Annotated in this window: 1 pseudogene; it reads left to right on the forward strand. The window is 43.5% G+C overall.

Annotated elements, in window-relative coordinates:
* Positions 1 to 155 precede the first annotated feature (155 nt).
* Positions 156 to 618 (forward strand): annotated as a pseudogene (locus R8O11_RS29055) (chemotaxis protein); the annotation flags it as partial.

Consider the following 618-nt stretch of genomic DNA (forward strand, 5'->3'; position numbering starts at 1 on the left):
AGAAAGTTCTCAACAGTGAAAAGATACGAGAAGTGCTAACAGATTGATATTCCTCTGACTTAAAATGTTGGCGGTTGAGGTATTAAAGGCGCGTTCGAACCTACACTTGGGTTCCGCTTAATTCCTGTTCTATACAATTTGATAAAGGTAGCTTCATGTCCATTCGTCGATTATCGTCACTAATGGTTTTGTGGTTGGTTACCACTCTTTCAGGGTGTTCCCTGTTAGAAGTGAAAATTGACAGCCAGACCGTTCCTCTCACTAAGCAAGAGCTTAATATGCGCATTTTAACGCGCGAATATGCACTTCAATTTTTTGCTCAAGTTGAGCAAGCCGCCGATGTGCTTCAAGAGCAGTATGATCCCAATGATAAAGTGAACCAGTCTTACGTCCTGCTGTGGAAGATCAATGCAGAAGAAGGCTTGCAAGCTGCAGCATATCAAGTATCACCAATGGCTGCATTGATTGATACGTGGGTGTTCACCCATCAAATGAACCAGTTTTATGCGACGGGCGTTGGCCGTGACATTTTTGCTACGGATGAAGCCAAACAAGTTTCGGCACACTTAGCCAACGAGGTAGACCAGCTAGCTCAATCACTGTTGAAAAAAGAGGTTT

It is taken from the genome of Vibrio sp. 1288 (assembly GCF_033344475.1).